At 64.7% G+C, this 15,189-nt stretch carries 9 protein-coding genes and 4 pseudogenes; 5 read left to right on the top strand and 8 right to left on the bottom strand.

Features of this window, described 5'->3' with window-relative positions:
• Nucleotides 1–230: 230 nt before the first annotated feature.
• Together ACWD4A_RS32975 and ACWD4A_RS32970 are read left to right on the top strand one after the other, a co-directional pair.
• Complete coding sequence (locus ACWD4A_RS32975) at nucleotides 231–1,256, top strand: IS701 family transposase (RefSeq protein ID WP_451199736.1); 1,026 nt, start codon at nucleotides 231–233, stop codon at nucleotides 1,254–1,256.
• Between the two features lie 150 nt (nucleotides 1,257–1,406).
• A pseudogene (locus ACWD4A_RS32970) lies at nucleotides 1,407–1,550 on the top strand (IS5 family transposase); the annotation flags it as partial.
• 594 nt (nucleotides 1,551–2,144) lie between these two features.
• Here ACWD4A_RS32970 and ACWD4A_RS32965 read toward each other — a convergent pair.
• The 3 genes from ACWD4A_RS32965 to ACWD4A_RS32955 all read right to left on the bottom strand — a co-directional run bounded on the left by ACWD4A_RS32965 (nucleotide 2,145) and on the right by ACWD4A_RS32955 (nucleotide 7,113).
• Nucleotides 2,145–4,457, bottom strand: coding sequence for a hypothetical protein (locus ACWD4A_RS32965; RefSeq protein ID WP_451199734.1), 2,313 nt, complete (start codon nucleotides 4,455–4,457; stop codon nucleotides 2,145–2,147).
• A gap of 344 nt (nucleotides 4,458–4,801) precedes the next feature.
• A complete protein-coding gene (locus ACWD4A_RS32960) occupies nucleotides 4,802–5,170 on the bottom strand; it encodes a hypothetical protein (protein ID WP_451199733.1) in 369 nt (122 codons plus the stop codon).
• An 89-nt stretch (nucleotides 5,171–5,259) separates the two neighbouring features.
• A complete protein-coding gene (locus ACWD4A_RS32955) occupies nucleotides 5,260–7,113 on the bottom strand; it encodes a hypothetical protein (RefSeq protein ID WP_451199731.1) in 1,854 nt (617 codons plus the stop codon).
• Nucleotides 7,114–7,552: 439 nt separating this feature from the next.
• Between ACWD4A_RS32955 and ACWD4A_RS32950 the strand changes: the two genes are divergently transcribed.
• The gene (locus ACWD4A_RS32950; protein WP_451199730.1) at nucleotides 7,553–8,104 is read left to right on the top strand and encodes a hypothetical protein; all 552 of its coding nucleotides are present in this window, start codon (nucleotides 7,553–7,555) and stop codon (nucleotides 8,102–8,104) included.
• Here the strand turns inward: ACWD4A_RS32950 and ACWD4A_RS32945 are convergent.
• From ACWD4A_RS32945 to ACWD4A_RS32925, 5 genes and pseudogenes are all read right to left on the bottom strand, one after another.
• Nucleotides 8,067–8,891: pseudogene (locus tag ACWD4A_RS32945) on the bottom strand (IS5 family transposase). The gene ACWD4A_RS32950 and the pseudogene ACWD4A_RS32945 overlap by 38 nt on opposite strands.
• 478 nt (nucleotides 8,892–9,369) lie before the next feature.
• A pseudogene (locus tag ACWD4A_RS32940) lies at nucleotides 9,370–9,639 on the bottom strand (IS110 family transposase); the annotation flags it as partial.
• Nucleotides 9,620–10,806 (bottom strand): annotated as a pseudogene (locus ACWD4A_RS32935) (IS110 family transposase). The pseudogenes ACWD4A_RS32940 and ACWD4A_RS32935, both read right to left, overlap by 20 nt.
• 141 nt (nucleotides 10,807–10,947) lie before the next feature.
• The gene (locus ACWD4A_RS32930; RefSeq protein WP_451199729.1) at nucleotides 10,948–11,466 is read right to left on the bottom strand and encodes a group II intron maturase-specific domain-containing protein; all 519 of its coding nucleotides are present in this window, start codon (nucleotides 11,464–11,466) and stop codon (nucleotides 10,948–10,950) included.
• 99 nt (nucleotides 11,467–11,565) lie between these two features.
• On the bottom strand, nucleotides 11,566–12,015 hold the full coding sequence (locus ACWD4A_RS32925; RefSeq protein ID WP_451199727.1) for a reverse transcriptase domain-containing protein: 450 nt from the start codon (nucleotides 12,013–12,015) through the stop codon (nucleotides 11,566–11,568).
• Between ACWD4A_RS32925 and ACWD4A_RS32920 the strand changes: the two genes are divergently transcribed.
• Nucleotides 11,971–12,309 (top strand): DUF5372 family protein, encoded by a 339-nt coding sequence (locus tag ACWD4A_RS32920; RefSeq protein ID WP_451199725.1) that lies wholly within the window; start codon nucleotides 11,971–11,973, stop codon nucleotides 12,307–12,309. The two genes, ACWD4A_RS32925 and ACWD4A_RS32920, sit on opposite strands and share 45 nt — an antisense overlap.
• A gap of 220 nt (nucleotides 12,310–12,529) precedes the next feature.
• Nucleotides 12,530–15,100 (top strand): recombinase family protein, encoded by a 2,571-nt coding sequence (locus tag ACWD4A_RS32915; protein WP_451199724.1) that lies wholly within the window; start codon nucleotides 12,530–12,532, stop codon nucleotides 15,098–15,100.
• Nucleotides 15,101–15,189 lie beyond the last annotated feature (89 nt).

Genomic DNA, 15,189 nt, shown 5'->3' with positions numbered 1-15,189 from the left:
TGCACAAACTCGTTGACATCCATCACACAGATGTCAACGCCCCCTCACAACGCTCCGTCACCACCGAATGTGAGACAGGGCCGTTTACTGGACAGGCCCAAGCGCGAGGCTAACGCCGGCCTCAGACATACCCCCACAGACGTGGCAGCTGTAGATGCGGGTTGATGTGCGTGTCGGTGCTGGTCAGCGGGGTGGTGGTATACGGACGGCCACCGCGTCGTTGATCGTTTGTGAGAACAGATCAGGAAGCGGTGGCCGCGGAGGTCACCGTAGCGCATCGGGCGTGGTCCGCGCTGCTGGCGCCGGCCTTCGTGCGTAGTGAACCCCGGCTCACCTTCGTCGAGTTCGTCCAGGGCATGGTGATGGGGATGCCCACCCGCAACTGCTGGACGATCGCCGAGGCCCCTGGGCATAGGGACCCGTCGGGACTGCAGCGTTTCCTGGCCCGTGCGGGCTGGGACCGCGATGGTGCCCGTGACGTCTTCGCGGCCTGGGCTCTGGCTGGGCTCGAGGATGTGGACGGCGTCGTCGTGGTCGATGAGACCGGGGATGCGAAGTCCTCCGCCGATGCCGTGGGTGCCGCCCACCAGCACTCCGGGGCTCTCGGCGGTGTGGGTCTGTGCCAGGTCGCCGTGCACATGTCCCTGGCCACCTCCCGGGGACATGCCCTGGTGGACCGGGCCCTGTATCCGCCCGCCGGGTGGGCGGCCGACGACGAGCGCCGCGAGCTGGCCGGTGTCCCGGACGAGACCGCCTTCGCGACGAAGCCGGAACTGGCCGCCGTGATGTTCGCCCGGCTGCGACGGCTGGACTGCCGGGCCCGCTGGGCGACGGGTGACGAGATCTACGGAGGCCGGGACCTGCGACGCTGCCTGCGCGGGCTCGGCGCGGGCACAGCCGCGGCACCGAGCTGGTCCCCGTCACCGTCCCCGAAGTCCTGCGGTGGCCGCAGCAGACCGTCCTGCCCACACCGGCCCGCACACTCGAGCACCTCCTGCACTGGACCGCCTGGCGCCTCCACCACCAACACCGGGCCCGCCAAACCCAACAGCGCTGGAACAACACCACCGCCGAACTCACGACATGACCCGACGAACATCTACAGCTGCCGCGACTGTGGAAGCACCGGTGATGTCGAAGTGCATCACATTCGTGCACTCCGATCTCGCGCGTTCCGGGTGGCCGCTGTCCGACTGGGCGCGCGTCATGCTCGACCGGCGCCACAAGACCCTTGTGGCCTGCGTCAGCTGCCATGACCGCATCCATGTCGCACGAACGGCTGAATCGTTCACGCAGCAGTCACTGGAGAGCCGGATGACAGGGAAACCGTCACGTTCGGTTCGGCGGGAGGCCGCGCGGAAAAGGACCCGCCACAGCGGGCACCTCGCCGCGCGGCCGACCCAACCGGCTGGTTCATGCACCACCGCCGCCTCGCCCGCGACTACGAAACCCACCCGCACTGCTCCGAAGCCATGATCCACCTCGCCATGATCGATCTCATGTCCCGCCGCCTCACCGGAGAAACCACACCGAACTGGCGAGACACCTGAACTCCGAACCAGACACGAACCCCAGGACGAAACGCTCAGTCAGCGGCCTTCCAGTCCCAGTGCGGAGCGAAGAACCCGTCCACCAGGACCGGATCACCCCGCGGAAGCCGGGCGATGTCGAACCCCAGCTGCTTCAGGCTGTCCCTTGCCACAGGCCGCAGCACGGCCGAGTACCGGGAGGCCGTGGGCTGCGTAGACGCCGAACAGCTCATCGGCCAGCTCCTGCACCGCATTGCGACGCAGGAGAAAACAGAGCACGATCACGGCTATCCACAATGGCAGAGCCTGCGGCCGTCCGACCGCACCGTCCCAGTCCGGGAGCCGATGCTCTATCCTTCCGACGACCAGGGGGCAGCTAATACGAGCTCAGGCCGGTAGTACGGTGAAATCGCATCGGTCCGAGCGGCCGCACTGGATTCGAAACCCCGCACGGTACGTCGAGGAACTGATTTTACGCTTCACAATCAGCATCCCAAGATCCACTAACTTTTGAATGACCTTCCTGCCGTCACGACACGTCGGAACCGGTATCAAGTCCCACTAGCTGCTTGGTCGTGACAACGATCACCGAACTCAACGGAATGTTCTCCAAGCCTATTTCGGAAGCTTGACGCCGTCCTTGGATAGGGTAATACCCTCTACCGTTACTTCTTTTCCGTCTTTCCAGCCAATATCTACGCCGCTTAGTTCGACTCGATCATCGTGAATCCTTAGGCTACCAGTAGCGATTACTCCTCCGCTGATTGCCGGGAATTTCGTGTACTCCAGTCCCGATCTTAGGATTTTATCCTCCGACCATTCTTCCTTGATGGGGGAGCAGGTAACTTTTGGATATGTTTTGATCCTCTGAGGTTTTGCGTACTCATCGTGTTTCGGCCTGCTTGCGTCCTCATTGATAGGGGTGCTCCATTCATTCTCCAGAGGTGGGCCTGTAAGTGGAATGATGATTTGCTCTCCTATGTCTTTAAAGTCGAATACCTCATCCAGGACGTACTGCACGGGAGCCGCGCTGCCGATCTTCGCGCTGAAATAATAGGCTTTAAATTGCAGTGATGACTGACTCGGTATCGAGGCTACCGCCCGGACCTGGCGGATGAAGCCGTAATTCTTAGCCGCCCAATGTGTTAGGCTGTCGCGGCGTTCCAGCTTGACGAACAAGAATCCTGGCGTGAGAGGATAATCGAGTCTATAGTTGTGCCAGCTAAGGTCGTGGAATTCCCAGTTATCCATATCTACGTGAGGGGCTAGATCCTTTTCGTCCCCCTTGGCGAGATTATTGGGATCTGTTACGCGAATCTCTGTCCTGTTTGCTTTCAGTTGAGTCGGAGGGGGGTCGCCAGCAGCCAAGCAGAGCTCGATATTCTTCGATTCTCCTGCTACTGTAAATTGCGACGGAAATCCTGTGGTAGTTCCCTCCGGGCGGAGATGCAGCATACTCGAGCTCTCAAGCCACGCGACGACGGATAGGGAGGACCCCGTGTTCAGGGTCAGATCGTAGTAGGCTGCGGGAATCGTTACATTCTGAGTGGTGCCCGGATCTTCATCTCCAAAAGGCGTATAGCTCGCTATGGAGCCGGTCATTGTGAGGTCGTCTTTTCTATGAGCGGTCACCTTTCCGCGGACCTCTTCCGTGGTTACCTTGATGGTTTTTGTGGCGCTTCCTGGCGGGGTGTTGATGCGCATGATCGGAAGGGTTTCACTCCGGGGATAGATGTACGTGGAGGCATTGGGGAATTCGAGTTGCAAGGGGGCCTTTGACCATGTGAGCGAGGCGCGGATGAGGGAGGTGAAATATTGTTTGAGGGCGAGTGTTTCTGTTGTGAGTGGTGGGGTGATTTTTACTTTTGTTTTCGCAGGAGTGAAGAGGGTCAGTGGTGCCGTATCGTCGGCGGCAGTCATGGTGTAGGTCATGGAATTAACGTTCGGCGGTGTAATTTCCAGTGTGGCGCGCAAAGGTGGGGCTTTGGGGTTCGGGGTTGCAGGGAAGCACCCGAACAGTCGCGTATAGACTTTCATGTCTATGGTTAGATATCCGTCAGACGGTGTGGTGATTTCCAGGTTTTTATTGAGGAAATAGTCTCTGGTTTCTATTTCTTTTTCGGGGTATTTAAGTTCTCCGGTTACTGTGAGGTCTGTGTATTCTCCGTCACCTAGGTATACGTTGACGTTGAGAGGGGGGGCCTCTTTGAGTGTGTGTCCGGGTGCGGGTCCGTAGGCTGTGAGTTTGAGTGTGCGGTTTGAGTCGATGGTGAAGGGTGGTGCGTCGGGTGTCTGGGGGTCGGGATAGGCGCGCTGGCTTCCGGGGAGTGTGAGTGCTCCTTTGCCGTCCCCAAGTGCGAGGCTGAAGCTGGTGGCGTTGTTGGCGGTCCAGGTGAGGTTGACTGGCGTGCCGACGGTGACGGTGGTGGAGTCTCCGGTCACCCAGAAGTTGCCGACATCGAACGTGTCGTTGCTTTTTTTTACTTCTGCGGGGAGGTCGGTTGAAGTCGTGTCTTCGCGGATGGTGATGGCAGGTTTCGCGGTTCCTGGTGTGCTGTTGATGGTGACGTCGCTGAGGATGACAGTGAAGTTATCTGTTTTGTGGCCTTTGAGGGGTTTGAAGGTATAGGTGAGAGATGTTCCAGTGATGATGGGGGGGTCTGCGTTCCAGATGCGTTCGGTTTTGGGCGCGTTGTCTTTCGTTGCTGGGGGGGTGAAGCGTTCGTCGCTTCCGGCTACTGCCTCGACGAGCTTGGCTTTGTTTGTGTCTGGGAGAAGGTCGGTTTCCTTTGACCCGATGGGGAGGGCGAGGGTGATTTCGGTGACGGGCCGGTTACGGAGCCGGAAGTCGAACCGGAGACTGGCCGTGCTGGTGGCAGCGGGGTCGGGGGGTGTGGGGGTGACGATGAGTGTCATGTTCTCGGTCATGAGGGGGTCTCGCCTGTCGTCAGGAGGAAAGGGGAGGAGAGGGAAGCGGCTCGGAAGGCGTGCCCGGGGCGGGCCGCTGGGGAGGCTGGCGGACGGCGCGGAAGCCCACAGGCCCGTCCTGGGCCGCGGCCTGGAGGGCTGTCCGGTGTCTGTGGTCCTCGCCCAGGGGCCGTTGTGCCCGCGTGCCGCGCTGAAATGGGGGCAGCGGCTGACGCTGATCGCATTGTGCCCGCGTGCCTGCGCCCGCGGAGACCGGCACAACAGTTCATGATCCAGGTGCCCGGCCCGCGTGCCTGCGCGTGTCGGGGTGTCTGGTGGTGTTGTGGCTGTAGTGTGGCGGGTTTTCAGTGGGTGAGGGTGAGGGTGAGGGTCTTGTGGACGGTGAGTCGGCGGAATGTGCGGTCGGGGTCTGTGACGGTGAGTGAGAAGTACTGGCTTGTTTTTGTTCCGTCGGTGTCTGTGAGGGTGAGGAGGAAGTTGCAGGTGTCGCGGAGTCCTGAGGAGAGATAGATGGATCCGTGGCCTCGTGTGCTGCTTTCGGGGATGAGGTGACTCGCAGGGTCTTTGCCGTCGATGAGGATTCCGTCTGGGCCTTTAAGGGTGAGACGGTCGGGCGCGCCGTCGTAGGTCCAGGAGAGGGTCAGCGGGGTTCCACCGCTGACCACGCCCGTTTCATTACCGGGTGACTTGAAGTCTGTGATTTTTGCTTGCATGGCAGTCTCTCTGCTGGCTGGTACGGGCTGCTGGCCGGTGGGGAGGCGATGCCGGCCGCGGGGACAGGCACAGGTGGTTCCGGAGCCGTTCAATGTGCCGGGGGCGGAAGGATTCTGGGGGAGGCGATCAGAGTGCCGATGGTGACGTCGACGGTGCGGCTGAGCTTGTCGTGCTCGAAGCTGACGCTGAGTGTGGCTTCCGCAGGGACGCGGACACCGACGGGGCTCGTGCGGCCTGGGTCGGCGAATACTCTGCCGACTTCCTTTTTATCGCTGTTTTTCTTTTCCAGGTGCAGGACGAAGCGTGCGTTTGCCTCTGGGTCGGTGCCGTCGAATTTGCTGATGCCGAAGACAACGTAGCGGTCACCTTCGTGGTTATCGATCTTCTCGGGTTCTGCAACGGTCCAGCTTTTCACGTTATCGTTGCTGGTAAATCGCTTCTCCGTCAGGGCCTTATAGGTGGTGCTGTCTAGGTCCAGAGCAGCGTTGACGGTGACGTTATGGAAGGTCGAGGTAGGATTACGGACGGGAACGACCACCTGTCGGGCATGGACAAGGTCTTCCTTGGATGTGGCCTGAAGATAGTATCCTGTAGAATCCTGAAGATTGCTGGTTTCCCAATACTGGTCTTTGGGGTTAGGCGTATCTGTCTTCGGCTTCGGATCCTTTTTCTCGTCGGCAAACATCTTATATTGCTTCACGTTTTCCGCAGACCAGACAAGCCGTGTCGCTGTATTCTTCGCTATCTCGGAATACTTTTCACTGCCAAGGTAGGTGAAGTAGTCGAAGAAGAATCCGCCGCCGAATTTTGTGAAGATTCCGCGGGCTAGGTTCCTCGTAACCTTCGTCTCATTCTCGGGCCATGTAAGCTCAACGACTTTGAGGATGCCTTCGCCGGAGGTGTCGCTAACGATGACTCCGTTGAGGTCGAAAGAAAATGATTCACCCGGTTTGAGTACCTCGTACGTGTGTGTGCCGTGTTTAGTGGTCGCCTGGAACAGTCCGAGGAAAGATAGTCCTTCCCGTTCCTTAGGGTCTTGTGACAGGTACTGGGCGGTTGTGGATTCAGTATTGCTGCATTTAAAGCCGGTCTGGTGCGTGCTGGCCAGCCCGATGCGGGTCAGATCGCTCTTCTTGCACAGGGCTTCTTGTCCGGGTGCCCACTGGACTGGCCTTCCTTCGCCGGAATTCTGCGGGACGGAGCCCGCGAGTCCGTCATCGGTCGCTTTCACGTAGAGGCCAAGGGCGGCAACTTTTACGCCTTTGCCGCCAGATGGCTCTGGGTTATGGACCACAAATTGCAGGTTCTGCTTCTTCCCGGGGATAATTATTTTCTCTTTCTGTGCCTGGATGGTGTAAGTGAGCAGAGGCTTGGCCTCCGTCGCCTCGTATAGGGGCGGGCTGAACTGGGTAGACGGCTCCGGGTAGAGGATGTAGGTCTTGGTAGGCGTCGCTGATAACGTGATATCCGGCCGCCCCTGTCCCACCGTCTTGTTCCAGGGCATTCCGTCCGAGACATCGATATCTGCTTGCCCGGAGTCGTCTTTCTGGTCATTGCCGACGTCGTGCTGGATGAGCAGTTTCGCAGTCCGATCAGGGTCTCCTGCCTTGCCGGATACGTGAAGGCCTTTGATGCGGACTGCGACGGTTTCGTTGGGCTCGAGCTTTTCTGCCGATTCGAGATGGAAGTAGAGGGCCGGCTGCGTGTACATCCCCATGCGGTAGTCGTTGTGAGTCACGACCTTGAGATCGGCGACGTACCCGATACCGGGCTCGATTTCCGCGGTAACCGAAGCCGGGATCGTCCTGTTGTAAATCTTCTCGGGCCCCTCGGCGGAAGTGCCGTAATCGGGGTTCACAATAACGGGGTCCGCCTCGTTGGGCTGGTAATAGTTGATGTCGGTCGGGGTGACCGGGTCGCTGCTGCTGCTCTCAGCGCTCATGCGTGACTCCTCATGTATATGGGCTCCTGCCCGGTCAGCCAGGAAAGAGCACGGTCGGTCTGTCTCACAGTGGGCTGGGACGTGCCGGTGTCTCGGACGCCACGTGCCCATGGAAAATGCTCGGCCCGCTGTTCCAGATCTGTGTGGTTGAGCGGTACCGCTTACGGATTCCTTGACGGAGACGCCCGTCAGCGCGGGGGTTGTCAGGACAGGGCTCCTTGCGGGTGTCCGGGCTGGCCCCGGTATCGCCCGCCTCAGGGACGCACAGGTGTCGGCTGCCAGCCCCGGCCACTCCGTACACGGTCGCGGCCTGTACCGGGCAGGCGGCCACCGCACCGACCTGCTGTCCCTCCACACACGACCTGACCGTAGTCCGCACCCATGGCATCAGAAGCCATCCGCATTCCGAATGTGATCGGTGGGTTTCTGCTGGTGGGGCATGATCTTCGGCTGGTGGCGGGAGAGTTCGGGCGTTCGTCTGCTCGCGTCATGTTCGTGGAGGTGGCTGATGCCGTCGGTGCTCGGTCTGCTGGAGGCCCGGGAGAAGAAGGTCCGCGCGGAGGTGGCCCGGCTGCGCGAGGAGGCCGGGCGGATCACGGCCGCGCTCAGCGCGGCGGAAGTGCAGCTGGAACGGCTCGGGCAAGCTCGCGAGACCGTCACCGAAGTGCTGGCCGGACCGGACGCCGAGACGACGGGACAGGTTGAAGCCGCCGCGGTGACAGGCTCGGCGGTGCCGCACCGCGTCGAGGGCGTCAGTGCGGAGGTGCTTGCTCCGGAGTACCAGCGGATCCTGTCGGTCCTGGCGGCGCCGGAGGCCGGCGGCGGAATGCGGGCAAAGCCGATCACGCTGGCACTGGGCGAGAAGGCGGTTCCGGCCCGGGGGGAGGGGATGCGTTCGCGGTTGAAGCGGCTGGCCGCGCGGGGCTGGGCCACCGAGGTGGAGCCGGGACTGTTCACCCTCTGCAAGGAGCCGGTTCCGGCGGCCGCGTGAGGAAGGCGTCCCGACGGCGCCCGGCCAGACGGGCGTTCATCAGCATGGTTATGGACCACAGCACCATGGCCTCGTGCATGGCGGGGAGCGTCTCGACGTCGCGCACCAGACGACGCGAGCGGACCAGCCAGCTCAGCGTCCTCTCCACCACCCACCGTCTCAGCACCACGAACCCCGTGGTGTCATCGGAGCGTTTCACGATCTCCAGGGTGAGCTTGAGCTTCTCGGCCGCCCAGTCGACCAGGCGGCCCGCGTAGCCGGAGTCCGCCCAGATGAGGCGGATGGAGAAGTACCGCCGTCGCAGCTGCTCAAGCAGTGGCACGGCGGCGTGACGGTCCTACACGCTCGCTGCGGTCACCAGCACCGCCAGCACTAGGCCGAGACAGTCCACCGCCACGTGCCGCTTCCTCCCACCCACGTTCTTCCCGCCATCCCATCCCGACGTTGACCTGGGGGTATTCGCCGCGGCCCGCACTGACTGCGAGTCCACGACCGCGGCCGTCGGGTCGGCCTTGCGCCCTTCCTTCTCCCGCACGCGGTCACGGAGCCGGTCGTGGAGCTCGACGAGCAGGCCGGTCACCTGCCAGCGCCGGGCGAAGGCGTGCACACGCCGGTACGGCGGGAAATCCTTCGGCAGGTTCGCCCACTTGATCCCGTTGTCGACGACGTACCGCACAGCATCAAGCATCACGCGGTGGCAGTAGCCCTCCGGCCGCCCGCCCCGCCCCTGAAGCCAGGCCGGCACGGGCAGCAGCCAGCGCAGCTCCTGCCACTCGGCCTCCGTCATGTCCGAGACGTAGCTCGGGACGCGGTCCGGGTGATCCGCAGCGTTCCCGGACCGGTGCGCGAGGCAATCGCACAGCGACACGCGGGAGTTGGACGCGACGGACGCGTTCACGCAAGACTGCGGCAACAGGGCCTCCGGAAGCTCGGGCTGACTCGCATCGCCGAGCTACCAGGAGGTCCTGCCTTCATACGCCGATGCCGCCACGATCACCCGAACAGGAACCCTGTTCGATCGCACCCGCTCACACTCGGAATGCGGATGGCTTCCCATGCAGGCATGCCTGGCCAGGGAGATCCTGACTGGCCAGTCGGGCCTACGAAGGGGTCGGCGCCACCGTCCGCGACCCCTCCTACCACCAACGAATCCAGCCTCCCCATTACCTTCTTGGTAGCCCCGCAACGGGGCGCCCGGCCTCCGGAGTTGGCATGACTTTCTCCCCCTGTCGAACGTATGGCCTGGGGGGCCTCTATGTCTTTCGTCAAGCGAGGCGTGGGGTTCTGGGTTCGTAGAAGGTGCCGTCGCGGAGCATCGCGAAGAGCACGCTGATGCGGTGCCGGGCGAGACGGAGGAGGGCCTGGGCGTGGGTCTTTCCGCGGGTCCGGCACTGGAGGCGAGGTGGGCGGCGGTGGGGAAGCTGGCGCCGTCGCCGTCGCCGACGGTGACCGGCAGAACGGGCGGCGGTCCTGACCGCGACCCCTGGCATCGAGACATCCGATCGGTCTATGGCGTCAAGCCGAGACTGGTAGCGGGGTGGGGAAGGCGGTGTTCTCGTCGTAGGTCTGGCGCGTGATGAGGCAGTGGTGGAGCCCCAGAGAATGGCCGAGGAGTCGGTTGAAGAGGTTGCGCAGGGCGGCGGTGTGACGGTCTCCGATGCTTCTGCGGCGGTCGTAGTGGCCGCGGGCTCCGCGGGCTCCGGACAGCGCGGCGAAGGACCAGACGTAGCCGACCGCGGCCAGCCGCTGGTTCTTCACTTTGCGGTGGTGGACGAGCAAGCTTTTGCCGGAGGCTCTGGTGATAGGGGCCGAGCCTGCGTATGCCTTGAGCGCCCGGCCGTCTGCGAATCGGGACCGGTCGTCGCCGACCTCGGCCAGGATGCGGGCTCCGGTGAGTTCACCCAGACCGGGGAAGCTGGTGATGATCTCCGCGTCCTCGTGTTCGGCGAACCTCTCGGCGCATGCTGCGGCGAGGTCGTCGGCTGCCTGGGCTGCGGCATCGAGTTGCAGGACGAGTGCACTGACCTGCTGGCCGAGGGCTTCCTCGACGCGCGGGAGCTGACGCATGTGTGGCTCGCGCAGGAGACCGGCGAGGTGCTCGGCCCGGGTTTCGATGCGGCGCTGGCGGCCGGCTTGCGCAGGAGAGACCGAATCTGTGCCTTGCTCAGCGCGGCAGCCGCGGTAGGAGTGGGAGCTGCGGCGAGGACAGCGCGGGCTTCCGGGTGGGCCAGGCCCACGTTCTTGACCTGGAAGGCGGCCAGGGCGGCCGGGAAGAACTCGCGCAGCAGGGAACGGAGTTGGTTGGACAGCTGCTGGCGACTCCAGACTGCGTCTTGCTGGGCCCGGGCCAGGACGGCGATTGCCTGGATGAGTTCGGAGTCGGCGGGCAGCGGACGGTGATGGTTCGCGTCTGTGCGCAGGACGTTCGCCAGGGCGAGCGCGTCCGCGTGGTCTGACTTGGCCCGCGTGGCCGAACGTCGCTCACGATAACGAGTGACCGCCATGGGGTTGATGGCATAGACGGGGCGGCCGGTGGCTCGCAGGCAGGCCACCAGCAGACCGCGGGAGGTCTCGATTGCGACAGGGATCGGATCCCCGGGTTCGTCCCCGGCCTCGGCGAGAAGTTGCTGAAGGGCCTCCAGCCCGGCGAGGTCGTCGCTGATCCGTTGCTTGGCGACCAGGTCGCCCCGCTCGTTGACCAGGGCGACGTCGTGGTGGGGTCGGCGCGGAGCGCGGTACTGGGATTGCTCCCAGCCCGTTTCTCCACGCCGCCCTCCCGAACCGGACGTGCGAGTTGGCCCCGCATCCGGCTCTCCACAAGCCCCGTTGACCAGGTGCTTTCCTCAGATCGTGCTGGGCCAGGGCGACGGAATGGTCGTCCCCCGAGGCCGGTATCGCGTGGTGACTACCGAGCCCGGGTTGAACAGGACGACGTCGCCGTCGTGCGGCCACCATCCGCCGTCGCAGTAGCGGCGACGGAGCTCCTTCCACCCGGTGCCGAGGTGTTTGCGCCGGAGCCATCCAAAGACCTGACGCCAGACGATCATGCGCAGGTATTGGAAGGACCGGGCGGACACCCCGGGGCGGAAGTAGGCGGTCCAGCCCCGCAGTACCTGGTTGAGCCGGTGCAGCAGGACTGCCAGCGGCAGGCTGACGTTCATCCGGCAGAGCGCCTTCGTCTTGGCCTTGATGGACAGAAGTGCCTTCTTGGCCGGGTAGTTGTAGACGTACTGCCGGTCGGTTCCTCGCTTCTGGTGACGCTGGATGCGCCAGCCGAGGAAGTCGAGGCCCTCGTCGATGTGCGTGATCAGTGTCTTCTCCTCCGAGAGCCGCAGGCCGACGGTGGAGAGGACTTCCGCCACTTCTGGAAGCAGTGCCTCGGTGTGGGCTCGGGTGGGCCCTGACCCCATCACTGGTGCAGCACCGCATCAGAAGTTCCGTCTTCTACACCGGAAACCTCCTCAGCGTTCGTGGCACACAATCGTCCGCTTATGCCGGATCAACCGGTAGTTGGGCAGCCCCTTCTGGCGTCGTGTCCACCGTTGCTTCGCCGTGGACTGCGCCCCGCCGGGAGCCTTGACGAAGTGCTCGTCCAGGACCGAGAGGGCCACATTGCTCAGCAATGGCGAAAGAATCCCGTCCTGTGGGGTGCCGGTGACGGTCTCCTTGGAGGTGCCAGCCTCGGTGAGGATGCCCGCCTTCAAGAACGCCTTCACCAGCGCGAGCACGCGCTTGTCCCCGATCCGAACCCGAACCCGGTCCATCAGGGCCGAGTGTGAGATCTCGTCGAAGCAGGCCGCGATGTCACCCTCCAGCACCCATTCGTAGGTCTTGGATGCCAGAAAGCGTGTCTCGGCTATCGCGTCATGCGCCCGCCGGTTTGGGGCGGAAGCCGTACGAGCACGGCGCAAAGTCCGCCTCGAAAATCGGCTCCAGCACCAGCTTCAGGGCCGCCTGGACCACCCGGTCGGCGACGGTCGGGACGGTGGCGGTATAGGGCCGCGTCGTCCAGGAAGCATTCGGGTTGGTTGACGGTGACGCATCCGTTTCACCCGCTGGCCGGGCGTCGGGTCGAGGTCTTGTACTCGATGAAGCGGGGCAGCACCAGGATGTTCGTGGTCGATACCGGAGCCGGGGCGAGGATGACGGTGCCGGTCGCGTGGACCGACCGCGGGCCGGCCGCCGAGGACGTACGGGTCTCCTAGGAATCGTTGATCGAACTGCGCGCTCTGCTCGATGCGTTGGCCAAACGTTGTGGTGACCAGCGGCGAAGCGGAGAGTCGTCATGAGCTGCGGACACCGTACGAGCGACGGCCGGCGGTCGGGGGCGAGGCCGGATGAGTATCGAGGGCTGGCTGCGCGAGGACGCCGTGACGGCGGTGGCGAACATGGTCGAGACGTCACTGCGGGCGGGAGGTGGCGGTCGTGAACGGCGAGGGGAAGATAACCGCTTCGCACCGCTCCCGCATGGCGATCATCTATCTGCGGCAGTCGACAATGCTGCAGGTCCGCGACCACACGGAGTCGACCACGCGGCAGTACGCGCTCGTGGACCTGGCGCTCGCGCTGGGCTGGACGGCGGAGGACATCCTGGTCATCGACAAGGACCTGGGCGTCTCGGGCCGGTTCGGGGTCGAACGCGGGGGCTTCCACGAAGTGGTGGCGAAGGTGTGCCTGGCCGAGGCCGGTGCCGTGTTCGGTCTGGAGGTCTCCCGCCTGGCCCGCTCCAACGCCGACATAGCCCGGCTGCTGGAACTCGCGCGGCTGACCGACACCCTCGTCGTCGACACCGACGCCGTCTACAACCTGGCGGACTTCAACGACAGGCTGCTGCTCGGCTTGAAGGGCAGCATGTCCGAAGCCGAGCTCCACCTGCTCAACGGCCGTCTCCAGGGCGCCAAACAGACCGCCGCCGCACGCGGTGAGCTGCGGGTTCCGCTGCCGGTCGGGCTGGCCTACAACGAGGACGGCAAGGTCGTGCTCGACGCGGACGAGGAAGTCCGCGCCGCGGTCGCCGACGTGTTCACGGAGTTCGCCCGCACCGGCTCCGCCTACGGTGTGGTCGCCGCCCTGACCGGCCGCCTGTTCCCGCTGCGTGCCTACGGCGGCTTCTGGGACGGCCAGCTGCGCTGGGGCAAACTCACCCACGGCCGGGTCATGGGCGTGCTGACCAACCCGGCCTACGCCGGCGCCTACGTCTACGGCCGTCACCGCACCCAGCGCACCGTCCGGCCGGACGGCACCGTCCACACGACCAATCCCCGGGTTCCGCGAGCCGACTGGCGCATCGTCATCACCGGTCACCACGACGGGTACATCACCTGGCAGCAGTTCCTGGACAACGAGGCGAAACTCGCCGCCAACTGCACCCACCAAGGTGCCCGCCCGCCCCGCGAGGGCGAGCCGTTGTGCCAGGGCATCATCGGCTGCGGGGGCTGCGGCTGCCGCATCGGCACCCGCTACCAGGGCACCAACCGGCTGGCCCAGTACGACTGCATGGGACACCGGGACGCCGCCCGCACCACGTCCTGCCGCTCGATCACCGCGGCCGTTGTCGATGACGCGGTCGCCGGCCTGGTGCTGGCGAAACTCACGCCCGAGGCGGTCACCCTCGCCCTGGACGCCGCCGAGCAGGTCGTCCAGCGCCACACCCGTGCCCATCACGCGGCCGAACTCGCCGTCGAGCGCGCCCGCTACGAAGCCGACCGCGCCGAGCGGGCCTTCCACCAGGTCGAACCGGAAAACCGGCTGGTCGCACGGACCCTGGAGAGCCGCTGGGAGACAAAACTGGCCGCCCTCAACGACGCCGAGGCCACCCTGGTCGCCACCCGCGAGGCCCGCCCACCACTGCCCGGCCGCGCCGAGCTGGAGAAACTCGCCGCCGACCTGCCCCGGCTCTGGAACGACCCGGCCACCAGCGCCAAAGACCGCAAACGCCTGCTGCGGACCCTGATCAGCGACATCACACTGCTGCCCGACAGCGAAGACGGCGAGGTCCGCATCGGAGTGCGCTGGCACACCGGCGCCACCGACCTGATCACCACCTCCCGCAGCGGACCGCCCCGCACCCCGGCCGCCGCCGTCGAGCTGATCACCCGGCTCGGCCCCACCCTGAGCGACGAGGAACTCGTCACCGAACTCGCCGCGGCCCGCCTGCTCACCGGCAAACGACGGCCCTTCGACGTCAAGGCGGTGCGCTGGGCCCGGCACGTCTACCAGGTCCCGGCACCCAGCCCGTTCCGTGACGGGGAGCTGTCCATCAAGCAGGTCGCCGCGATCCTGCAGGTGACCGAGGGCGCGCTCTACTACTGGGTCTGCCACGGTCTGCTGTCCGCCCGCAAAGACGACAGCGGGCGCTGGTGCATCCCCTGGAGCGACACCATTGAGGCTGGCTGCCGCCGCCAGATCGCCACCTCCGGCCACCTCACCCCGCCGCACCCCCGGCCGGTGCGGGGCACCGCGCTGCCCGGCGAGGTCACCGTCGCCCAGGCCGCCGACCGGCTCGGCGTCGACGAGAACATCATCTACTACCGGATCCGCATAGGTGACCTGCCCGCCCACCGCACCGAGCAAGGTCGCCTGAGCATCCCCCTCACCGACGCCCTCCAGGCCCGCGTCCGTGACCGCCTCGACCACAGCGGCGAGCCCGCCGTCACTGGCGAGGGCAGCAGGCCGTTGCCCGCCAACGTCCTGGCTGGCCAGGAGATTTCCGTCCAGCAGGCCGCAGCCCGGCTCGGGGTCCTGGCCGCCGTTGTCTACTACCAGATCCGGGCCGGCCACCTCCAGGCCCGGCACACCGACACCGGACGGATCGCCATCGCCTGGAACGACGAGATCGACACCCGCATCCGTGCGCAGCTCGCCACACCCAAACACCCCGGCCCCACCGGCATCGGCAGCCGTCTCCTGCCCACAGGCACCACCGCCCGCGGCGAAATCAGCGTCCAGGCCCCCGCCGCGAAGCTCGGCATCCGCGCCGGCGCCCTCTACTACTGAGCCCTTTCAGGGTTGCCGCTCCAGGGTGAGGACTGCTCTGGCGATTGCCGACATTCGATTTGGGCTGCACCGAGCTTTGCGGAAGATGC

The organism is Streptomyces sp. NPDC002537 (assembly GCF_053594975.1).
This window is presented reverse-complemented; position numbering and strand designations above follow the sequence as displayed.